The sequence below is a fragment of the Halobacillus litoralis genome (assembly GCF_020524085.2).
Classification (GTDB): Bacteria; Bacillota; Bacilli; order Bacillales; family Halobacillaceae; genus Halobacillus; species Halobacillus litoralis_E.
In genome coordinates this window covers 3,224,508-3,246,770 of sequence record NZ_CP129016.1, presented here as the reverse complement: position 1 = coordinate 3,246,770, position 22,263 = coordinate 3,224,508, and the positions used below count along the sequence as shown (strand labels likewise).

22 protein-coding genes are annotated in these 22,263 nt (G+C 45.0%); 13 read left to right on the top strand and 9 right to left on the bottom strand.

What is annotated here, in order from left to right:
- Positions 1-583 precede the first annotated feature (583 nt).
- Positions 584-1,489, top strand: a complete 906-nt coding sequence (locus tag LC065_RS16580; RefSeq protein WP_226588994.1) for a chemotaxis protein — start codon at positions 584-586, stop codon at positions 1,487-1,489.
- 777 nt (positions 1,490-2,266) lie between these two features.
- On the opposite strand, the gene LC065_RS16575 is transcribed toward LC065_RS16580, so the two are convergent.
- The 4 genes from LC065_RS16575 to LC065_RS16560 form a co-directional block, all read right to left on the bottom strand.
- Positions 2,267-2,476: a hypothetical protein gene (locus LC065_RS16575; RefSeq protein ID WP_226588996.1), complete on the bottom strand. Its 210-nt coding sequence runs from the start codon at positions 2,474-2,476 to the stop codon at positions 2,267-2,269.
- Positions 2,477-2,539: 63 nt separating this feature from the next.
- A complete protein-coding gene (locus tag LC065_RS16570) occupies positions 2,540-3,010 on the bottom strand; it encodes a YkyB family protein (protein ID WP_226588998.1) in 471 nt (156 codons plus the stop codon).
- Positions 3,011-3,085: 75 nt separating this feature from the next.
- Positions 3,086-3,634 carry an SCO family protein gene (locus tag LC065_RS16565; protein WP_306163567.1) on the bottom strand — a complete coding sequence of 183 codons (549 nt, stop codon included), beginning with the start codon at positions 3,632-3,634 and terminating at the stop codon, positions 3,086-3,088.
- A 102-nt stretch (positions 3,635-3,736) separates the two neighbouring features.
- A complete protein-coding gene (locus LC065_RS16560) occupies positions 3,737-4,594 on the bottom strand; it encodes a metallophosphoesterase (protein ID WP_226589004.1) in 858 nt (285 codons plus the stop codon).
- Positions 4,595-4,742: 148 nt separating this feature from the next.
- Between LC065_RS16560 and fadH the strand changes: the two genes are divergently transcribed.
- Together fadH and LC065_RS16550 are read left to right on the top strand one after the other, a co-directional pair.
- Positions 4,743-5,510 (top strand): 2,4-dienoyl-CoA reductase, encoded by a 768-nt coding sequence (fadH, locus tag LC065_RS16555; RefSeq protein ID WP_226589006.1) that lies wholly within the window; start codon positions 4,743-4,745, stop codon positions 5,508-5,510.
- A 14-nt stretch (positions 5,511-5,524) separates the two neighbouring features.
- Positions 5,525-5,719 (top strand): DUF2197 domain-containing protein, encoded by a 195-nt coding sequence (locus LC065_RS16550; protein ID WP_226589009.1) that lies wholly within the window; start codon positions 5,525-5,527, stop codon positions 5,717-5,719.
- A 109-nt stretch (positions 5,720-5,828) separates the two neighbouring features.
- Here LC065_RS16550 and LC065_RS16545 read toward each other — a convergent pair whose 3' ends face one another.
- From LC065_RS16545 to LC065_RS16535, 3 genes are all read right to left on the bottom strand, one after another.
- Positions 5,829-7,289 carry a flavin monoamine oxidase family protein gene (locus tag LC065_RS16545; protein WP_306163565.1) on the bottom strand — a complete coding sequence of 487 codons (1,461 nt, stop codon included), beginning with the start codon at positions 7,287-7,289 and terminating at the stop codon, positions 5,829-5,831.
- A gap of 746 nt (positions 7,290-8,035) precedes the next feature.
- Positions 8,036-8,503 carry a DUF4396 domain-containing protein gene (locus LC065_RS16540; RefSeq protein WP_306163564.1) on the bottom strand — a complete coding sequence of 156 codons (468 nt, stop codon included), beginning with the start codon at positions 8,501-8,503 and terminating at the stop codon, positions 8,036-8,038.
- Positions 8,421-8,690, bottom strand: a complete 270-nt coding sequence (locus tag LC065_RS16535) for a hypothetical protein (protein WP_306163563.1) — start codon at positions 8,688-8,690, stop codon at positions 8,421-8,423. Before LC065_RS16535 ends, LC065_RS16540 begins: the two co-directional genes overlap by 83 nt.
- A 152-nt stretch (positions 8,691-8,842) precedes the next feature.
- On the opposite strand from LC065_RS16535, the gene LC065_RS16530 reads away from it, so the two are divergent.
- Genes LC065_RS16530 through LC065_RS16515 form a run of 4 tightly spaced genes read left to right on the top strand, consistent with a single transcriptional unit; the run spans position 8,843 to position 12,807 of the window.
- The gene (locus LC065_RS16530) at positions 8,843-9,160 is read left to right on the top strand and encodes a metal-sensing transcriptional repressor (protein ID WP_226589017.1); all 318 of its coding nucleotides are present in this window, start codon (positions 8,843-8,845) and stop codon (positions 9,158-9,160) included.
- 11 nt (positions 9,161-9,171) lie between these two features.
- Entirely contained in the window at positions 9,172-11,574 is a 2,403-nt protein-coding gene (locus tag LC065_RS16525) for a heavy metal translocating P-type ATPase (protein ID WP_306163562.1), read from the top strand.
- 30 nt (positions 11,575-11,604) lie between these two features.
- The gene (locus tag LC065_RS16520; RefSeq protein WP_226589022.1) at positions 11,605-11,805 is read left to right on the top strand and encodes a copper ion binding protein; all 201 of its coding nucleotides are present in this window, start codon (positions 11,605-11,607) and stop codon (positions 11,803-11,805) included.
- 57 nt (positions 11,806-11,862) lie between these two features.
- Entirely contained in the window at positions 11,863-12,807 is a 945-nt protein-coding gene (locus tag LC065_RS16515) for a F510_1955 family glycosylhydrolase (RefSeq protein ID WP_226589024.1), read from the top strand.
- Between the two features lie 130 nt (positions 12,808-12,937).
- Here LC065_RS16515 and trhA read toward each other — a convergent pair whose 3' ends face one another.
- A complete protein-coding gene (gene trhA, locus LC065_RS16510) occupies positions 12,938-13,597 on the bottom strand; it encodes a PAQR family membrane homeostasis protein TrhA (protein ID WP_226589026.1) in 660 nt (219 codons plus the stop codon).
- A 229-nt stretch (positions 13,598-13,826) separates the two neighbouring features.
- Between trhA and cbpB the strand changes: the two genes are divergently transcribed.
- The 5 genes from cbpB (at position 13,827) to LC065_RS16485 (ending at position 19,189) form a co-directional block, all read left to right on the top strand.
- Entirely contained in the window at positions 13,827-14,294 is a 468-nt protein-coding gene (gene cbpB, locus LC065_RS16505; RefSeq protein ID WP_226589028.1) for a cyclic-di-AMP-binding protein CbpB, read from the top strand.
- A gap of 67 nt (positions 14,295-14,361) precedes the next feature.
- Positions 14,362-15,834: an MDR family MFS transporter gene (locus LC065_RS16500; RefSeq protein WP_226589029.1), complete on the top strand. Its 1,473-nt coding sequence runs from the start codon at positions 14,362-14,364 to the stop codon at positions 15,832-15,834.
- A 60-nt stretch (positions 15,835-15,894) separates the two neighbouring features.
- Positions 15,895-16,614, top strand: a complete 720-nt coding sequence (gene dapD, locus LC065_RS16495; protein WP_089652739.1) for a 2,3,4,5-tetrahydropyridine-2,6-dicarboxylate N-acetyltransferase — start codon at positions 15,895-15,897, stop codon at positions 16,612-16,614.
- A gap of 74 nt (positions 16,615-16,688) precedes the next feature.
- On the top strand, positions 16,689-17,804 hold the full coding sequence (locus LC065_RS16490; RefSeq protein ID WP_226589031.1) for an N-acetyldiaminopimelate deacetylase: 1,116 nt from the start codon (positions 16,689-16,691) through the stop codon (positions 17,802-17,804).
- Between the two features lie 92 nt (positions 17,805-17,896).
- Positions 17,897-19,189 (top strand): hemolysin family protein, encoded by a 1,293-nt coding sequence (locus tag LC065_RS16485; protein ID WP_226589033.1) that lies wholly within the window; start codon positions 17,897-17,899, stop codon positions 19,187-19,189.
- Between the two features lie 33 nt (positions 19,190-19,222).
- Here LC065_RS16485 and LC065_RS16480 read toward each other — a convergent pair whose 3' ends face one another.
- Positions 19,223-20,062: a mechanosensitive ion channel family protein gene (locus tag LC065_RS16480; protein ID WP_226589035.1), complete on the bottom strand. Its 840-nt coding sequence runs from the start codon at positions 20,060-20,062 to the stop codon at positions 19,223-19,225.
- Between the two features lie 439 nt (positions 20,063-20,501).
- On the opposite strand from LC065_RS16480, the gene LC065_RS16475 reads away from it, so the two are divergent.
- Positions 20,502-22,259, top strand: a complete 1,758-nt coding sequence (locus LC065_RS16475; RefSeq protein WP_226589036.1) for an ABC transporter ATP-binding protein — start codon at positions 20,502-20,504, stop codon at positions 22,257-22,259.
- Positions 22,260-22,263 lie beyond the last annotated feature (4 nt).

Below are 22,263 nucleotides of genomic sequence, written 5' to 3'. Positions count from 1 at the left end.
TTCCTTTATCTCCGCCAGCTCAGTCCAGTCCATACGCCGCTGATCGAGGCGCCTGCACACTTAAGATAGGAGTCTCGCTATTCCCCTCCGCCCCTTTGCCATGGAAGATTCTCGAAACCACTTCTCAGTAACTCCGCTAGTATGTTTAAGCGAGGTGAATATTATAAAGTTCTCCCCAGTGTTGATTCTCAGCGGGAAAGGCCTGACATAGCACTATATGTCTGTTATTGGTTTGGGAGACCTTCCTCATCTTGGTTTAGGGGTTCGTTTCTCATATACATCGAATGGGGTGGTTGGGAAGCTGCGAGACTCCCGTGGGAATGGATTGGCTGGCGAGGCCCCCCCGGAGCGAAGCTCGAGGAGGCTTGCCGCCATCCCCACAGGAAAGCGAGTAGCTTCCCAACCACCCCTGGCACTAAACATAGCAACGAACCCCGAAAACATCTCGAATCTGAGTCTTTAACAATAGGGAGCTTATATGGAACAAATGAGAGGCTTGTAGTAATCGAGCACAACTGCTTTACATTTAGTCTTTGATCGACGATATAAAGAGTGGATTCTATCAAAGGAAGGACGATGCTTCATGAACCAGGACCAAGGCATATTACTAGAAAGTGGAACGAACGAATTGGAAATCGTCGAATTCGGAATCGGCCATAACCGTTTCGGGATCAACGTTATAAAAGTAAAAGAGATACTGAACCCTCAACCCGTTACAAAGATTCCTCATTCTCATAAATCGGTGGAGGGAATCATTGAAATCCGTGGGGAAGTCGTCCCCGTTGTAGATGTAGCACATGCGCTCGGGTTTTCATCATCAGAAAATCCAAAGCAGGATAAGTTTATTCTGGCGGAATTTAATAAGACCAAGATCGTCTTCCACGTGCATACCGTGACACAAATTCACCGGATTTCCTGGGAGCAAATTGAGAAGCCGAATAAGATGTACCAGGGACTGGAAACGCAAATCACTGGAGTCATTAAAATGGATAACGACATGCTGCTTCTGCTTGATTTTGAAAAAGTAGTCGCAGATATCAATCCTGAATCCAGTATTAACGCCGAGCAGCTGCGTGAACTAGGCCAAAGGGACAGGTCACAAAAGAAAATTCTGATCGCCGAAGATTCGGGAATGCTTCGTGCCATGCTTCAGGAAACGTTAAGTGAAGCAGGTTATGAAAATACGATCTCTTTTGAGGACGGAAAAGAAGCTTATGAGCATTTGGAAGATTTATTGGAAGAAGGAAAAACAATCGAGGAGGAATATCAGTTGATTATCACTGATATTGAAATGCCTCGGATGGACGGCCATCACTTTACTCGTTTGTTAAAGGATCATAACGTTCTGAGTAAACTCCCGGTCGTCATCTTCTCATCACTGATCACGGACGACCTTCGTCACAAAGGGGAAATCGTAGGAGCCGATGCCCAAGTTTCCAAACCAGAAATCGTAGAACTCGTAAAAATCATCGATCATCACATCCTCTGAAATAGCCGATTCGCTTAATGACATCCATTCTGTTATTAAAGGAAATGGCAGGGGTGTGTAAGACTCAGATTCGAGACTTTCCAGGGTTCGTTGCCCGGGTTGAGCGCCAGGGGTGGCTGGGAAGCAACTCGTCCAGCTCCATCGCCCAGACACTCGCGTCATAAGCAGAACAGCAAAGGAATGAAAGGCACATTCCGTTGCTGTTTTGCTTATGCCAGTCGTGTCTACCAGGGCGAATCCGCATTTGAACACTTTCCTGTGGGGGAATGGCAAGCTTCCTCGGACTACGTCCTGCGGAATCTCGCCGATCTCCTTTCTCCCACGGGAGTCTCGCAGCTTCCCAACCACCCCTTCGATGTATGAGTGAAACGAACCCATCACTGTGGGAGGGGCTCCCCACTGTCCTGGTGTTATAAGCATAAAACACTCTATAACAAGCTTCCCTCATACGGAGCAGTTTTCATTGGAGTTGATTCCCCTCCAGTTACCATGTGCATAAAAGCAGCTTATTCCTGACGTGGTTTCGAGATACATATATGGAAAAGGGCGGAGGGGAATGGCGAGACTCCTGCGGGAAAAAAGTGCATGGTGAGACCCCACAGGACGCAGTCCGAGGAGGCTCACCGCGCTCCCGCGGAAAGCGAGTTATTCCCCGCAGCCCTATTCACTCAACAAAAGTCTCGAAACTGAATCTTCAAGAAAAGGGAGCTTTTGCTGCATATGGATGAGAGGTACACAAAAGAAGGAATAAAAAAATCCGCTCGTTGGCGGATTTTTTTATTCCTTCTTTAATCGCTCGAACAACTCATCGTGCCAGTCATACGCATGCTTGGATAACGTTTCTGGACCAGCTTTTGTCGGTGATGAATCTACGACGATGTTTTTGTGATGATCGGAAAGGTGCTCATAAGAAGCACGCATTTCTGTTGTGTATTCCATATACTTCTTTAAATGATATAAAAAATCTTCGACTTCACTTACAGCCATTTGTATCATCCTCCTCTTCCTGTCCATTCCTTATTTAATAAGAAATGAAACCTAGAAAAGGGTTTATGGGCGCCTTCTTCTGCGTTGGTTCCATGGGCTGCCTGTCGGCTGGCCGAGCATACTTGGTTGAGAAGACGTTTGTAAGGAATACGCAGGCTTTTTCGGCTGCTTCCAATTCAAGTAATGATAAAGCGTTCGTTTGGCTCTCGACAGTGATAATTTGGGTTTTGGGTTCCGGTAGGACTGGTCGACTTTCCCTAAGTGTTCCAAATCTTGAAAGTCTTTCTTTGTAGCAGGAACATGGAAATAGTAACCACCAACTTCAATGAGGAGGGTCGAATGCTGCTGACTGAATTTCGGATGGTCGGAGAAATGGAGTCCGACCTTTTTGGCGCGGTTTTCATTTAGGAGTTTGTCAATCGTATGCTTTTTAATGTCATACAGGTGCCTCGGTTCTGGGGCTGTTTTGGCATGTCGATTGACGATGAATAGGGATTCGGCTAATTCGCGGTTGGATATTTGATTGTCTTTCATCTATGATCTCCTTTCCATCCAAGTATAGCTCTCTTTTTGTTTATTTACAACATTTTACAATATCAGGATTCATTTTTATATTTTTTTTAGGTCTTCGACGATTTTTTTGACGGATTCAGCTTTCGTACCGCTGTATGTTTCTGCAATGTTTCCATCAGGATCGACGAGGAAAAAGCTTGTTCCGTGAGCGACCTGGTCCGAGTCCTCCATTTTTTTGACGGGAGACTGGAATGATTTGATGGACCATTCTTTCACTTCCTGAAAAGAATAACCTGAAAGAAAGTCCCACTGCTCATAATTTGGCTGATAATTCTCGGCAAAAGAAAGTAGTTCTTCCTCGGTGTCATTCTCAGGGTCTACACTTACTGAAACGAGTTGAACGTCCAGATTTTCCTGTTCCAATTGTGCTTGCAGCCTGGACATATTCCCAGTCATCGGAGGACAGACGGTTTCACAGCTGGTGAAAATGAAATCCGCGACCCAATACTCTCCCGCGTATGCTTGTGGCACAGATATCTCTTTTCCGTGTTGGTTCACGGCTGATAATTCTCCAACATCCTTTGACCCACAGGCCGCGGTGATGGATAGGAGAAAAATGATGCTGATCCAAAAACGTAGTTTCATAAAATCCTCCAACCTTCTAAATTGTCTTTAGTTTATCACTCCAAAGAAAAAAGGACAGACTTGTTTTCTATCTGTCACAAAAATGTAAGAGTTCCGTTTCGTTCATTGCGTTGATTTTAAACGGAACACCGAAAATTCCGGGCGGCACATGAACCGGTAAGGAAGTCTTGTCGTGCCGATGCCACGGCTCACATATAAGTTGAACCCGTTCACTAATGGATAGTGCCCTTCGACGAAATGCTCGGCGAACGGAGGTGTGATAAGGTAGCCGAAAAAAGGGACCTGCACCTGCCCGCCATGGCTGTGCCCGGATAATTGGACATCCACGGGGTAGTGCTGATATTCAAGAGCAACATCCGGTTCATGAACCATGAGTAAGGTGAAAGAATCCTTGGGAACATTTTCGAGTGTCCGTTCTAAATCTGGTTGTCCAAGCATGATGTCATCAACACCAGCAAGCGCAAAGGACGCCGATCCATTTTCAATGAGCGTATGCTCATTTTGTAAAAGTTGAAAGCCGCTTTGCTCCATGACATCGCGGATTTTTTCCGTTCCATAGCCGCCGTGGTCATGATTTCCATAGATCCAATACTTGCCTTGCTTCGCTTCCAATCTCTTTAGGATTTGAATCAGGCGAGGTGGGAAAGAGTAGGTGTGTGGTTCGTCTACGAGATCTCCTGTAAACAATAGGAGGTCTGCTTCCTCTTCATTGATTTTTTTAACGAGCCGCTCCAAGTCATCCAATTCATAATGAAAGCCAAGGTGTGTGTCTGAGAACTGAAGGACTTTGAAATTATGAAAATGCTTGGGAATCTTCCCATGTTCGATTTCATGACGGCGGATAGCGAGCATATTCGGTTCCATATACCGCGCATACGAATAGCCGAACGCATTGAGGCCAATCAAGGCTGCAGCGCTTGCTAATGTCCGTTTGATGAAGGTTCTTCTTGTTATTTTCATGTCGTCTCTCCTCTAAATTCTTCCGCCATTATAACATGGGTGAAGGAAAGATTCCGTCGAATTTTTACACTTTCTTTTGAAAATGAACAGGTATTCAGTTTGTTCTTGTTGAATTACATAAGTAGTCAAGAAGAGGAGGTTTGTACATATGGAAAATCAAGTCGTCATCGTTACAGGTGGTTCCAGTGGAATGGGACTGCATATGGCAAAAAGGTTTGTACAAGAAGGGGCGAAGGTCGCCATTACCGGTCGGAATGTGGAAAGGCTGGAGGAAGCAAAGAAGCAGATTGCAGCCGGAAAAGAAGATCATGTCCTAACGGTTCAAATGGACGTCCGTGAAGTCGAAGATACCGAACGGATGGTCAAAGAAACCGTAGAGGCTTTCGGGAGAATCGACCATCTCGTCAATAATGCCGCTGGTAATTTCATTGCACCTGCGGAGGAGTTGTCTCCGAATGGATGGAATTCCGTCATCAACATCGTCTTGAATGGAACCTTTTATTGCAGTCAGGCGGTCGGTAAGTATTGGATTGAAAATGAAATCAAAGGGTCGATTTTGAATATCGTCGCTACCTACGCGTGGAATGCAGGCGCAGGCGTCATCCATTCCGCTTCTGCGAAGTCAGGAGTGCTCACGATGACACGTACACTTGCAGTCGAATGGGGAACGAAATACGGCATTCGTGCCAATGCCATCGCTCCTGGACCGATCGAACGTACCGGTGGTGCGGAGAAATTGTTTCAATCGGAAAAAGCTGCCCAGCGTACTCTTGCTTCCGTCCCTCTTGGCCGCTTAGGGAAACCAGAGGAAATCGCGGGACTTGCGAAATTCATCCTATCTGAAGAAGGGGCTTATATGAATGGAGAGGTTGTTACCCTTGATGGGGGACAATGGCTCAACAAATTTCCTTTCTAAAAAGGGGAGAGTGTATGGAAAAGAAGTGCTTCTTTTGTAAGAAGACGTACAAATTAGACCGTTCTGACCCACAATATATGAAAATTAGTAAAAATCCTAAAGCGTCTTATGTGTGTAAATCTTGCAATCAATCGATGCAGAAAGATGCGCAGACAAGTACCGGACTCAATCCGGATATGATCGATTCACACGACAAGTTTTTGAGATAGAAGGACCTGGCCTTTTACAATTGGATTGGTTCCTACCACAAGCTCTACATGCTTGAAGATGCTTGAGGGCAGGAACCTTTTTTATGAGAAAAGGCCTCCAAATTTAACATCATCTTTTGTTCACTTCATTCGCAGCTCGAATTGCAGACTCGATCGCACCTTCTACCCATCCATGGAACGTGGATGTATGTTCACCGGCGAAATGGATGCGCCCCTCTGGTGTATAGAGAAGGTCGGAGAAATCAGTCGCTTGATTGGGAGCAAATAAAGTGAAACATCCGGCTGAGAATTCATTTTGACTCCAACTGTAAGAAGCCCCTTTCGTAAATTCTTCATACACTCTCTTGCCATAAACTTTTGACAAGCCATAGAGAGCCTCATTGATCCTTTCTCTCTCAGGCAGACTGTTCCACAAGTTGGCATTCGCACCCCAACTATAACTGCCAAGCATCACCTGACGGCCGGGACTGGGCGAGTAGGTGTACCTTAAAGGGATATCGGTTAAGACATTCCCAATCTTCAACTCCTCCCAAAATCTTGATTTGAATTCAAGTCCAATTTTTACTGATGAAACGTAGGACAACTCCTTGATCGCTTTCCACTTCTCAAAAGATATGGAATTGTAGGGGATGATATCGATGAACTGCATGACAGAATAAGGGACGGTGACGATTACATAGTCTCCTTTGAAATTTTCGTATTCATATGTGTTCCGGTTGAAGGCGACGACTCTGACTCCATTGTTTTCCCGGAAGATTTGCTGCACTTTCCTTTTGTATAAGATGTGGGGACTTAAATCAGGGAGGAACGCTTTAGGCAGCAAATCATTGCCTCCAGTAATTTCATAGAATTTGAGGTCTGGATTAAACACGGTCCGGACAATATCCAACAGAATATCTACAAAGGACAGTTCAGGAAAACCTTCGATTCCTAACAATACTTTGACCTTCCTTATCGCCCCTTCAGATAAGGAAACCCCTAAGGGATTAAAGCGGAGAAATCCTTCAAATGAATAACGGTCAAACTTCTTTCTTAAGCGTTCTTGTTCAGTGGGGGATGCATTCTCATACAGATCCAAGTAGGGTTGAACTGCAAGTGAAAGCAATTCTTTTGCTGTTTTCCCTTGTTCTTCAGGAGCCAATGGAAATTTAAGAACGTTGGGATTTTGCATGTACGTCGTACTTGTGCTCTGGACGCCATTGACGAAATAGAGGTCATTCTCGTTGTTGAATTCATTGATGGGTAAATCGAATTTGCGAATGTAGGCGAAGATCAGCTTATGGATATTCGGGAACCGCATTGCCCCGACATCAAGGTACTGTCCTTTTGAGAAAGGTTCTCTTAACGTGTAGACTCTCCCACCGACCCGATCATTGCCTTCGATGATCTTAACTGTATGTCCCGCTTGTTTCAGTAGGGAAGCTGAAACCAATCCGGCCATGCCTGCCCCGATGATGACCACTTTTTTCGGTGGGCCATTCAAAACAGGCAATCCATCCTGAATGATGGACAGCATGTCTTTGGGGTAACTTAATTCTCCGTAACTATGAATATCTACTCGCATGCTCATCTCAACCTCCCCCTCATCGTATATCTTACGATGGAGGAAGTAAGGAAATTCCAGAATAGTAGAATCTATTAAGGACTTGAGTGGGGAGAGTGGAGAGAAAGGATAACTCTCTCTCATTTATGGGAGTGAGAATTCAATTACTAAGCAATTCATAAAAATTAGTGGACGTGTCTCTGTGCCTCTGGTGAAAATTACCTCTATAGTTACTCCGGGCTTGCTGTTAAGCTGATTTAAAGAATGGTGTTTTCTTACATAGAAAGTAGGGGTAGGATTTTTCCAGAGGCAGAAAGTGTGGCTCAAGTAAATTTTTATACTTTCATTGCTACAATGGTTTATCTATTTTGTATCTCGGCATTAGTCTTTCATATCTTTTATAAGGTCGCGATGATCTCCCCTCACAAAAGTATGAAAAATTTCTTCTTATTTGTGATGAGTTTGCTGCTGAGAATACCTTTCAAGCCAGTTGAGGATGTCGTACACACAACAATATCCTTTGAGATTATTTGGAGAGAAGTAAGGAAAGACGTGTGGATTGTTATCTTCGTTACTCTTTGGTATGTTTCAGGTCTTTATTTTGCTGACACACAAATAAATGATTTCAAAGGTCCATAAAAGATCAAAAGCTTTCAAACCCAGCCGCCTACTTGTACAGAAAAGTGTACAGGTAACCGTTTCAATGGGATTGGGTTTCTGAACAATGTGTAAGAAAGGCTGAGGAAAATTATTCCTCAGCCTTTCTTACTTTTTTACATTTCTTCCTTTATCCCTTTTCTCACTAGGACCCAGTTAGCCGGATAACTTGTCAAGAAACCTAAAATCATCGCAATCTGCATCATGAACCAATACGTAGCCTCGTTCGGCTTCGGCGGCTCCTTGAAAAGGACGAAATGGACGATCGCCATCCACCCAAACATCCCGACTTCAAAAGCGATCAATGATAAAGAATCGGCTTTGATCGCAGCCCAAACGGCTCCCTTTTTTCCAAGGTCTTTATTCATCGGGTAAATGGCATAAAACTGAAAAAGGATGCCAAACAAATAAGCCAGGATGAATTCTACGGTGTAGTGGGCGAATAATGTCGACCCGGCAATCATCATGCCTGTCAAAGCAACAATCGGTACCCCGACAGCATCACCCAGGGGTGCAGCCTGCGGAACAGTGGCTCGTAGAAACAAACACTTTCGCAGGTCGGCCGCGATGATCTTCTTTATCATTATCCTTACTCTTCAAACGGCCCCACTTATAATAGGTCCATAAGGCCACAGGCCCCATAAACCATCCATTGATCGGCCAGACGACATTCATGATCTTCATCATTTGCGGGTGCCTTAGAATGTCGATGGTAATAATAAGGGAACATAAAAGACCAATCGCAAGAGCAATTACAGAAATGGTGGACAACAAAACAATCACCTCTATACATTTGGAGTTTAAATATCTATACCCTAAGGTAGTAAATTAATAAACCAAAAAAAAAATTAGGATTACCAAGGTGAAACAATTGACTATAATACCTATACCGGGTATATACTATTCAATAAGGAGGCGGTGGCATGACAGAGAATCATCTTCCGGAAGATAGCGGGAAACAACCAGTTAAATCGAGGACTCAGGATGAGAAGCTTGCAGTATTAAACCGTTTGAAACGTATTGAAGGCCAAGTACGCGGAATTCAGAAAATGGTGGAAGACGATCGATATTGTGTAGACATTCTTGTGCAAATTTCAGCAATCAATAATGCTTTGAACAAAGTCGGTTATAACCTGTTGGAGCGTCACACGCATCATTGCGTCAAAGATGCCATTCAAAAAGGGAATGGGGACGAAGCGATCGATGAATTGATGAAAGTCGTCCAGCAATTCTCCAAGTAAGGAGGGAGACGATGGCAGATAAGAAACAGATGAATGTCGGTGTCACTGGGATGACGTGCTCTGCCTGCTCCACAAGAATTGAAAAAGTACTTAACAAAATGGATGGTGTGGAAGCCAACGTCAACCTCGCCATGGAAAAGGCGAGTGTCCACTATGATGAGTCCAAAGTGCAGCCGGAGGATATAGAGGCGAAGATCCAAAAGCTTGGCTATGGTGTTCAAAAAGAGCGTGTCGAGCTGGATATTCAAGGCATGACCTGCTCTGCGTGTTCAACAAGGATACAAAAAGTATTGTCTAAAACAAGTGGGATCAGTGAGGCGAACATCAACTTAGCTACAGAAGCGGGTGTCATCGAATACGACTCAAACACATTGAGCGTCGATGACATTATTGGAAAAGTAGAGAAGCTCGGTTATCATGCAGTGACGAAACAGAACCGGGAGGAACAGAAGGAACAGAAGGAAGAAGAAATCAAAGAGAAAAAACGGAAACTTTGGATTTCAGCTCTGCTATCCTTCCCACTCTTGTACACGATGATCGGCCATTTACCTTGGGATATCGGTCTTCCGGTCCCGATGTGGCTGATGAATCCGTGGTTCCAATTCCTGCTTGCAACCCCGGTTCAATTTTATATCGGGGCCCAGTTTTATAAAGGAGCCTACCGGGCACTCTCTAATAAAAGCGCCAATATGGATGTCCTTGTAGCGCTCGGGACTTCGGCCGCCTATTTTTACAGCCTGGTCGAAGCCATCCGATGGCAGTTGAATCCTGGGATCACGCCTCAACTATATTTTGAAACGAGCGCCGTCTTGATCACCCTCATCCTTGTAGGGAAACTTTTTGAAGCGCTCGCCAAAGGCCGGACGACAGCTGCCCTGACGAAATTGTTGAACCTTCAAGCGAAAGAAGCGACCGTCATCCGTGATGGAAAAGAAGAAAAAGTCCCTGTCGATGATGTGCAGGTTGGAGATGACATCCTCGTCAAACCAGGGGAGAAAATCCCTGTCGACGGTACGGTTGTAACAGGTGTTACGTCTGTCGATGAATCGATGATTACAGGAGAATCAATCCCTGTCGATAAACAACAAGGCGAACCTGTCATTGGTTCAACCATCAACAAAAACGGAACCATTACAATGAAGGCCGAAAAGGTAGGAAAAGATACAGCACTATCCGGTATCGTCAAAATCGTGGAAGAAGCGCAAGGATCGAAGGCACCGATCCAAAGAACGGCCGATCAGATTTCTGGAATTTTCGTTCCGATTGTCGTCGGTATCGCTGTTTTGACTTTCCTTGTTTGGTTTTTGATTGTATCCCCGGGAGAATGGCCGCCTGCCTTGGAAGCTGCCATCGCTGTGCTCGTCATCGCTTGTCCATGTGCGCTTGGCCTGGCTACACCGACCTCGATCATGGTGGGTACAGGAAAAGGAGCGGAACAGGGCATTTTGTTCAAAGGCGGTGAATATTTAGAAGGCACCCACCGATTGACGACGATTCTATTAGACAAAACAGGGACCGTCACTAAAGGGAAGCCGGAAGTGACTGATTTTGTAGCAATTGAGGATGAGGACACGTTACTGCCACTCGTCGTTGCTGCAGAAAAATCATCGGAACATCCGTTAGCAGAAGCCATTGTCCAATACGGAGAGGAGAAGGGAGTCACTAAGGCAGCCGCTGTGGAGTTCGAAGCGATTACTGGACATGGAATTAAAGCCGTAGTCGACGACGATCGGGTCTACATCGGAACAAGAAAATTAATGCAGCGCGAAAACATCGATTATGGTTTGTATGAAGAGTCCTTGGTTACACTGGAACAACAAGGGAAAACCGCGATGTTCATCGCTGTCGAAGGTGAATTAAAAGGCTATATCGCGGTCGCAGATACAGTCAAGGAAACCTCCAGACAAGCGATTGCCGATTTGAAAGATATTGGTCTGAGCGTCTATATGGTCACAGGAGACAATAAACGTACCGCCGATGCGATTGCCAAAGAAGTCGGAATCGATGGAGTTTTCGCGGAGGTTCTTCCTGAGCAAAAGGCTGAAAAAGTGAAAGAACTGCAGAAACAGGGAGAAAAAGTAGCTATGGTCGGAGACGGCATCAATGATGCACCTTCCCTTGCTACTGCCGATATCGGCATTGCCATAGGGACAGGATCTGATGTAGCGATTGAAACAGCAGACATTACACTTGTCGGTGGAGATCTTGCTCACTTGAGTCAGGCGATCCGCTTAAGCAGAAAGACGATGCGTAACATTCGTCAAAATCTCTTCTGGGCACTAGCGTATAACTCTGCAGGTATTCCAGTCGCTGCGATTGGACTTCTTGCTCCATGGGTGGCCGGCGCTGCGATGGCTTTCAGTTCCGTCAGCGTTGTCACAAACTCCCTACGTTTGAAGCGGGCGAGAATATAAATTCAATATAAAAATGAAAGGATGTTGAATATGGAAACAACATTAAAAGTAGAAGGTATGACATGTGGACACTGTAAAAGTGCTGTAGAAGGAGCATTGAAAGAAGTCGATGGCGTAAGCTCTGTTGACGTCAATCTTGAGACAGGTGATGTGAAAGTATCTCATTCAGAAACCGCCAATAAAGTAGAAATGAGAGAAGCGGTCGAAGAACAAGGCTACGATGTGGTATAACGTACAATCCCCCGGTGTAACACTCTCCGGGGGTATTTTTTAAAGGGGTGAAATCTTATGGGACATCTAAAAAAAGCAGCACTGAGCCTTCTTGCAGCCTCCACTATTCTCGGGGCTTGCAGTCAGGAAGTGGAAGAGGAAGCAACGGATTCTGAGGACAGCTCAGAAGAGAAGGTAGAGAAGCAGGAATACTTACAAACATTTGAAGGAAATCTCGGACATGTTCATGGTCTCGGACATATGGAAGAAGGTTTCGCTTTTGCCGCTCATACGGGAATCAAAATTTATCAGGACGGGGAATGGAAAGAAGCGGTTGATCACCCTCATGATTACATGGGTTTTCAGGTGAGGGAGGACGGATTTTTGTCTTCAGGTCACCCGGTCCCTTCCAGTGACCTTCAAAATCCACTGGGTTTACAAAAAGGGAAGGTTTCTGAAGAGAGCTTAGAATCTCTTGCATTTGTCGGGGAAAGTGATTTTCACGTCATGGGAGCAGGGTTTGCCAATGAGTCTGTTTACGTGTTCAATGAGCAGCCTAATTCTCAATTGGATCAAGGTTTTTATAGAAGTACCGATCTTGGCGCTACATGGGAGTCTATTCTAGCGGAAGGCATCGAGGGCGGTGTTTTCCAAATGGCGGTCCATCCGACGAATGGTGATACGGTGGCGATTGCTACAGATTCTGGAGTTTTCTTAAGTGAAAATGGCGGGCAGAGCTTTGAGAGGATTTCTGAGTCTGGACAAGCTGGAGGCCTATATTTTACTGAAGACGAATTATTTTATGGGTTATACAACGGTGAAGCGACGATGACATCCTATTTAATTGGGGAATCCGGCACTTCGGATGTTCCACTTCCCGACCTGACCGAAGACGCTGTCATGTATTTTACAGAAAAAGAAAACCAAATGGCCATTTACACTTTTAATGGTTCCGCCTATATTTCTGAAGATGGGGGAGAGAATTGGGAGAAGGTTGTTGAAAAAGGGGAAACCGTTTCGTAATAAAGAAACTCCAATGGGATGCCATTGGAGTTTTTCTCTATTAATAGGGAACTGGCTAGGCGTACGAACGAATGTCTCCCACGTACGGTTGTAAGAAAAAGACTCGCAGGAGGCACCCGCGAGTCTTGAATCAACCAATGATATAGAAGAAAATCGAGAAAAAGTGAAGAATCGAACCGCCAAGCACGAACAAATGCCAGACCATGTGGTGGTATTTGAAGCTCCGCCAGACGTAAAAAATCGATCCGATCGAATACATGACGCCCCCGACGACGAGATAAGTGATGCCTGCTGCAGGGACTTCTGCTGTCAGAGGACCCCAGGCAAGGACGATCAACCAGCCCATCAATACATAAAAGACCGTGGACATCACCACAAATCGTTTGACGAAGAACACCTTGAAAATGATACCAAGAATGGCCATTCCCCAAACGATGCCGAACAACGTCCAACCAAGTGTACTCCGTAACGGAACGAGCATGATTGGCGTATATGTGCCGGCAATAAAGAGGTAGATGGCAGAATGGTCAAAGATCTCAAACAAATCCTTGGCACGCCCTGGTGGGAAGCTGTGAACAAGTGTTGAGGATACGTACAAGATGAGCATGGTGACCCCGTAGATCGTCACACTCGTAATATGCCAGGCATTGCCTCCGAGACTTGCGAACACGATGAGTAGGACGAGCATGGCGATACTGAGAATGGCACCAATTCCATGGGTGATGGCATTGGCTATTTCTTCACGCTTTGTAAAGGTATGTGTCAGCACATTTTTCAACTCCAATTTCATGAACTGACTCCATTATACGCTTGATTCGTTTTTTTATAAAGAATGGAGGATTAAACAGGTTTATCCAGAACAGATATAGGGGTAATAGAAAGTCGGAAGATTGCTGGAGAGAGAATTGTCGGAATTTGCGTTCGTGCTTAGGTAGAAATTGTGTTAGAATATGTAATGGTCTTAAGAGCGTCTCTTTCTGCTCCTTCAATGTTCAAGAAAAAGAGGAGTGAACAAGAACATGGTAAGTTTAGAAAAAGAAGCATTGAGGATCCCACTCGTTTCAGAACTCATGATCCCATCTGAGAAAGTAGCCCACGTACAAATCGGTAACCCACTCGAACATGCGCTTTTGGTTTTAGTGAAGTCTGGTTATTCTGCGGTACCTGTACTGGATCCTACCTTTAAATTTCAAGGAGTCATCAGCAAAACCAAGATTTTGGAAGAAACGTTGGGAATTGAACAATTTGAATTAAACCGACTGTCTGAAATGACAGTGAGTGAAGTGATGGATGATGAAGTGCCTTGTCTACAGCTTGATGACAATATGATTGATGCGATGCACAAGCTTATTGATTATCCTTTTGTCTGTGTGACGAATGAAGAGGGTGAATTCGACGGAATTGTGACTCGTCGGACAATCCTTAAACAATTCAGCAAGCATTATCATGAAACGTTTAAACATACAATGGTAGAAGCAAGTAAATAAACTGATTATGATAAAATAGATGGCATCTAAGATGTCATCTATTTTTGTATTGAAGGTGAACGTACATATGAAGAAAGACAAACAAAAACGGGGACTTGTGCTCGCATCGATCATGCTCGCCATGTTCCTCGCAGCGATTGAAGCGACGATCGTGTCGACGGCGATGCCGAGTATCGTAGCCGATCTCGGAGGGTTCAGCTTATACAGCTGGGTGTTTTCCGCCTATCTCTTAACAAATGCAGCGACTGTCCTGCTTTTCGGAAGATTAGCAGATGTTTTCGGTCGAAAACCGATTTTCATGCTCGGAATTAGCCTCTTTCTATTGGGAGCCGTTCTTTGCGCCCTTGCTCCTTCCATGAATGTTTTGATCGGGGCGAGACTCGTTCAGGGGTTGGGCGCAGGAGCCTTGATGCCGATTGCGACAACGATCGTCGGTGATATTTATACAAAAGAAGAGCGCGCGAAGATCCAGGGGTACTTATCGAGTGTCTGGGGCATCTCTGCAGTTACAGGGCCAGCACTCGGAGGGTTCTTTGTCGATCTCCTCTCCTGGCCGTATGTATTCTGGATGAATATCCCCCTCGGCCTGCTTGCCCTTTTCGGCATCCTCTTTTTCTTCAAAGAAGAAGTTTCTAAAGAAAAGAGGAGTGTGGACGTTGCTGGCTCCATGTGGGTCGTCATCACAGTCAGCACGCTGATGATTATCCTAGTAGAAGGCGGAGTAGGGATCGATTGGATGTCCTGGACGATGTTTTCCATGATCGTCGTGGCTCTCGTTGGGGCACTGGCCTTTTTCTTTCACGAGAGAAAAACGGATGATCCTATGATGCCGATGGATTTATGGCACATTCGTTCCATCCGCTATGCCAACCTTACTTCACTTACGACCGGGATGATTCTCATCGGGGTGAGCAGCTATTTACCGGCCTTCGTGCAGGGGGTGATGGAGCAGTCCGCTACCGTTGCCGGCTTTACTTTGACGACGATGTCAATTGGGTGGCCGATCGCAGCAACCATCGCGGGACGCCTGATTTTGAGAATTGGTTTTCGGCCAACCGCCATCCTTGGGGGGATGTCGCTGATCATCGGAGCAGTTATATTCTCCATGCTCAGTCCGGAAAAAGGCCCCTGGTTTGCCGCGATGGGATCCTTGTTCATCGGAATCGGGATGGGGCTTTCGTCAACCTCCTTTATCGTCTCGATTCAAAACAGTGTCGATTGGCAAAAAAGAGGGATTGCGACAGCGACCAATATGTTCATGCGTACGATTGGAAGTGCCGTTGGTGCAGCACTACTTGGAGGGATTTTGAACAGCCAGGTGGCAAACGCTATTGAGAGCTCAAGTCTTCCGGCCTCTTTCAGTGTCGATTCTGCTAATTCCCTGCTTAGAGAGGAAACGAGGGAGAAGTTGAGTCAGGAAGCTCTCCTTGTTTTGCAGGATGGATTGACATCAGGATTACACTTCGTCTATATGGGATTACTCTTACTTGCTGTCATTAGTTTTCTACTAATTCTCAGAATTCCAAAAAAAGAAGATTGAAAAAGACAGGGTCCCTTTGATAAAGTAAAGGATGAAAGATACATAAAGGAGGAACTACTCATGAAACAGATGGACGCAAATGAAATCATTTCATTCATTTCAAATAGTGAAAAATCAACACCGGTCAAAGTTTATTTGAAAGGTGAAAATTTAGAAAATATCGAATTCGGTGAACAGGTGCAAGATTTCATCACAGGCAACTCCGGAGTGATTTTCGGAGAATGGAAAGTCATTCAGCCGATTCTAGAAAAATATGAAAACGAAATTGAAGACTACGTGCTTGAAAATGACCGCCGCAACTCTGCGATTCCTCTCCTTGACTTGAAAAAAGTCAATGCGCGTATTGAGCCAGGTGCTGTCATCCGTGACCAAGTGGAAATTGGAGACGGAGCGGTCATCATGCTCGGAGCTATGATCAACATCGGCTCTGTCGTCGGTGAAGGCACAATGATCGACATGAATGTTGTCCTTGGCGGACGTGCAACGGTTGGAAAGAACTGCCATATCGGAGCAGGTGCTGTCCTTGCAGGAGTTATTGAACCACCTTCTGCAAAACCGGTTGTCATTGAAGATGGTGTCGTCATCGGTGCGAACGCCGTCGTTCTTGAAGGGGTAACGGTCGGCGAAGGTGCGGTCGTTGCTGCAGGAGCGATTGTAACAGAAGATGTACCAGCTAACACCCTTGTTGCCGGCACACCTGCGAAAGTGATCAAAGAAATTGACGATCAGACGAAGTCCAAGACTGAAATCATGCAGGCACTTCGTAAACTGGATAACTAATTTTCTCAATCCGATTAAATAGAAGGAAGGGCCTTGCTCCTGGAGCAGGGCCTTTCGTATAGGGAGGGACCCTTTTGGAACAAGAATTGTTGAGTCAAATCAGAAGAGAGCTGCATGAGATTCCTGAACTCGGCTTTAAAGAGTACAAAACGCAGCGGTATTTATTGGATTATATAAACAAACTCCCTCAAGAAGCTTTGACAGTAGAAACGTGGAGAACGGGTATTTTTGTACGTGTCAAAGGGAGCGAGGGGAGAAAAACAATCGGTTACCGGGCGGATATCGACGGACTTCCACTCACGGAAGAGACGGGGTATGATTTTCAGTCCACCCATGAAGGACGCATGCATGCCTGTGGCCATGACTTTCATATGACCATCGCGCTTGGAGCATTGACGCAACTCGCTCAGAATCCAGCCGATGATGATGTCGTTTTTCTATTTCAACCCGCAGAGGAAGGACCGGGCGGAGCAGAACCGATGCTTCAATCGGAAGCAATGGAAAGGTACCGGCCGGATGTTATTTTTGGGCTACACGTGGCACCAGAACTTCCGGTCGGCTCCGTTTCCTCGAAGTCTGGGTTATTGTTTGCTAACACGAGCGAACTGTTTATCAATCTTAAGGGCGTAGGAGGACACGCCGCTTTTCCTCATATGACTCATGATATGGTGGTCACAGCAAGTTCCTTCGTTACGCATTTGCAGCAAATCGTCGCCCGCCGAGTCGATCCATTGGACAGTGCGGTCATTACCATCGGTAAAATCGAAGCGGGGACGGTACAGAATATTATCGCCCAGGCTGCCCGCTTAGAAGGCACGATCCGTACTTTGTCTCCAGAATCCATGGAAAAAGTCAAAGCGGAGATCGAGAAGGTAGCCCGCGGTTTTGAAATCGCCAATGACTGCGACATCCATATCGATTACGGATCCAACTATCATCAGGTGTTCAATGATGCAGAACAAGTGCAACGTTTTGAGAACCTTGTGCAAGAGACAGAGTATCAATACAAGGAAGCGAATATGGCGATGACAGGGGAAGATTTCGGCTACATGTTAAAAGAGATTCCAGGGTTCATGTTTTGGCTTGGTGTCGATTCTAATTCAGGCCTTCATCAATCCACGTTAAAACCTAAAGAAGAGGCACTAAGTGTAGGCGTTCATATCGTTGAAAAAACATTGCGAGAGCTTTAAAGTGCGCATAGGTTGGCCATTCCAGTTAACAATAGAAGATAGATGAGAGAAGGAGGAGGATTCCTCCTTCTTTTTTATAAGGAGTGGCCCGGATGGAGACAACGATTAAATTGACGGCAGTAGCACTCTTGATTCTGCTCACTGCTTTTTTTGTAGCTAGTGAATTTGCCATTGTAAAAGTTAGAAAAACAAGACTGGAAGCTATGGCAGCTGATGGGGATAAAAAGGCGGAAAATGCCATCCGTGTTGTCAATGATCTTGATTATTATCTCAGTGCATGCCAACTGGGCATCACAATCACTGCCCTTGGTCTTGGGTGGTTAGGGGAACCTACTCTTGAAGTTTTGTTAAGACCATTGTTTGATCAAATCGCTTTACCAGAGGGCCTCACCCACACGCTTTCATTTGTGATCGCCTTTTTCGTCATCACCTTTTTACATGTCGTTCTTGGAGAGCTTGCACCTAAGACGATGGCAATCCAAAAGGCGGAAAGTATCACATTGCTTTTATCCAGACCACTTATGTTATACAGCAAATTAATGTACCCGCTCATTTGGCTTTTGAACGGATCTGCCAATATTTTTGTACGCATGTTCGGTTTTCAGACCGCGCGGGAATCGGATGAAGTGCACTCAGAAGAAGAGCTGAGGCACATCCTTACGAAAAGTTATCAAAAGGGTGAAATCAACCGCTCGGAGTACACGTATGTCGATCGGATCTTTGAATTTGATAACCGTACGGCGAAAGAGATCATGATCCCCCGCACAGAGATGGCCGTTCTTGATGTAAGGCAATCGGTCACGAACGCAGTAAGGGAAGTGAAGCATAACCGCTATACCCGCTATCCCGTGATTCAGAGCAGTAAAGATGAAATTATCGGTATCATTCATATGAAAGAACTGCTGTATGATGATGCGGAGAATCAGAGTACACTGCGACCGTTTTTGCGACCAACCATGAAAGTATTCGAGAACATCCCCATCCATGACCTGCTTGTTAAGATGCAAAAAGATCATACCCATATGGCTGTCCTTATTGATGAATATGGTGGAACGTCCGGAATTGTGACCGTGGAAGATATCCTTGAAGAAATCGTGGGAGAAATACGTGATGAATTTGATGCAGAAGAAGAACGTGATATCAAACGGCTGAAAAACGGTCATTTTTTGATTGAAGGCAGGACCGCCATCCAGGACATCAATGATTTCTTCGATATCCAATTGGATCACATCGATATCGATACGATTTCAGGCTGGATCTATACGAGAGATTTTGAAGCGAAAGAAGGGACGGTAGTCGAAGGGGAGGGGTATCGGTTTAAAATCGTTGATCTAGTCAAAGGGCAAATTAAGAAAGTGGAAATGTGGAAAGAAGAATCAAAATAACCCGACCTCGTAAGGTCGGGTTATTTCTATTTATTAAGCCTCTTTTTGAATAAACACTTGATGAGGGAATGGAATTTCGATATCCGCAGCATCCAGGGCTTCTTTCATCGCTTTTCTCATATCACGTTCAACCGCCCATTGTTCCATGTTCTCGGTTCTCCCTAAGATACGGATCACGACATCAGAAGAACCAAGGCTCTGGACGCCTAGCACGTTCGGTCCTTCAACAAAACGCTCATCCTCTGCAAATTGGTCCGCGACCTTTTGCAGAACAGCCAGTGCTTCATCGATGTTTTCATCATAACCGATGCCAATGTCCACGAGCGCACGCATGTTGCCGCGGGAGTGGTTGGCGACACCAACGATGTTACGGTTTGGAACAAAGTTCAATGTTCCGTCAAAACTGCGGATTTTCGTCGTACGAATACCGACTTCTTCAACGACACCGTCATATCCACCGGCAGTGACGTAGTCATCTACTTCAATCTGACGCTCGATCAATAAGAAAAATCCGGTAACGATATCAGAAACAAGTCCCTGTGCACCGAATCCGATCGCTAAACCGAGAATTCCGGCACCAGCAAGCAATGGACCAATTTCAATGTTCACGGCACTGAGCAGCATCATAACCAGGATAAAAAGCAACGTGTATGAAAACAGGTTCACAGAAATCTTTTGCAACGTTTTATTTCTTCCTTCTGCAATATTACGCTGCTGGCTCATCCGATTGATCGCTGCTTCGATCGCCTTCGTACCTAGAGGTTTAATAATCGCAAAAGCGATGAGGATGACAGCGATTTTCAGTCCTCCCGTGATCAGCCACTCGACGAGGACATCAAAATTAAAATTTAATCCTTCTTCAAATAAATTCATCAATAAACTCCTTTCCAACTTCCAGTCTCCTCTATTAGAATAGCGGAATCTGACAGGAGAATTCAACATTTTACATATAAAGACACGAATTTTCTTTTCATACCAATTAAATGAAGGGGTGGAATGAGGTGGCAGGAGCGGCACAAGAATGAAGAGTGTCAATCATAATTTTAAAGTGACTGAAAGAAGTTGTTTCATATTTTATTGGTAGGATAGTGAACGCTTTTCTCTCTCCCGACCAATCCCGTCACACAACCTGGAACGCTTTTAAGATCAAACCCTGCCCCTATATGAAACAAAAGACTCATCTACAACTTTTGTATGAGGGAAAATCATCCTCTAGATAGAAAATTTTAAAAATTATTGCAAATGGGTAGATATTTATTTCGTAACCCGATATATTTAATATTACGTTAAAAAATAAGAAGGAGGAAAACCTTTGGATACGTTTAAAAAACTAAAGGCCTTTTACTTGCCATATCGAAATTTTTTCTTTTGGTCTCTGTTTTCATTATTCTTCGTAACCATCATTACCGTTGTTTATCCAATCGTATTAAAGATCACCATCGATGATGTTGTTCTCGCGGAAGAGTATCGTCTCATTCCTTATATATGTATCGCATTTATCGCACTCATGATCATCAAAGGGTTCGCTACATATTTTCATCAGTATTTAGGGGACTTCTTCGGCATACGATCCGTGTACACTCTTCGTGACGAGTTGTATAAAAAGTTGCAGCGGCTGCCTTTCCGTTATTACGACAATGCCAAGACAGGCGATTTGATGTCGAGATTGACGGCAGATGTGGAAGGGTTTCGTTTTTTCCTTTCCTTTGGGTTCTCGGAACTGATCCGAATCTTCCTTTTGATTGTGATCAGCTTGAGCGTCATGTTTTATTTCTCCATTCCACTTGCTCTTGTCACGATGGCGGCGATGCCATTTCTTGCTGTTGTGATCTATCGGTTCGACCGCAAAGTTCACCCGGCCTTCCGTAAAATCCGTAAGTCTTTCGGGAAGTTGAACACACGTGTACAGGAAAACATCAGCGGAATGAATACGGTCAAATCCCTATCCAGGGAAAATTTTGAGATCGGGCGTTTTTCGAACAGAAGTGAGGATTACCGATCCAAATTCATTACGACATCCAACATATGGGCGCGTTATTTTCCATTGATGGAGTTCATCGGCAACGTATCGGTTGTAGCCTTGCTTGCCTACGGCGGGTACATGGTTATGAACAACACGATGCAGTTAGGGGAATTGGTGGCCTTTTTCAGTCTGGTTTGGTATATTCTTGGCCCTCTAATGAACTTAGGTTTCGTCATTAACCTTTTCTCTCAGGCAAAAGCTTCTGGTGAACGGTTGCTTGAAATTTTAGAAGCAGAGGAAGAAATAAGTGAGAAGGACGCAGCGATTCATCAAGATCGTTTGCAAGGCCATGTGACATTCAAGGATGTCACACTTACTTATGTTGAAGATGACGATTCTGCTTTGAAAGATATAAGCTTTGATGCTCCTCCCGGAAAAACAATCGGACTGATTGGAGCGACAGGCTCAGGAAAAACGAGTATCACCCAATTGATCACCCGTTTTTACGAACCCGAAAAAGGGGAAGTCCTCGTCGATGGTCGTCCGGTTCAAGATTATGGATTGAAAAGTCTGCGCAAAAACATCGGCTTTGTTTTACAAGAGTCGTTCCTTTTCTCAACGACCATAAAAGAAAATATCGCATACGGTAATCCTGACGCGACGATTGAAGATGTCATCGATGCTGCCAAGAGGGCACAGGCTCATGAATTTATCATGGAGATGCCAGATGGCTATGACACCCTTTTAGGGGAGCGTGGAATGGGACTTTCCGGCGGACAAAAGCAGCGGATTGCCATTGCCCGTGCGATTCTCATTGATCCAGCTATTCTTGTACTGGATGATGCTACGTCTGCGGTTGACATGGAAACCGAATTCAAGATTCAAAAAGCGCTTCAGGAAGTGATGAGAGGTCGTACGACATTCATCATCGCTCACCGTATCTCTTCCTTAAAACACGCTGATGAAATCATCGTACTAGAAGACGGAGCCGTCAAGGAACGTGGCGTGCATGAGTACCTTCTTACGAATGGTGGACCGTATCAACGAATTTACGATATTCAATATCAGGATAAAGAAAAAATTTTAAAGACATCTAACATTTCATAAAAGG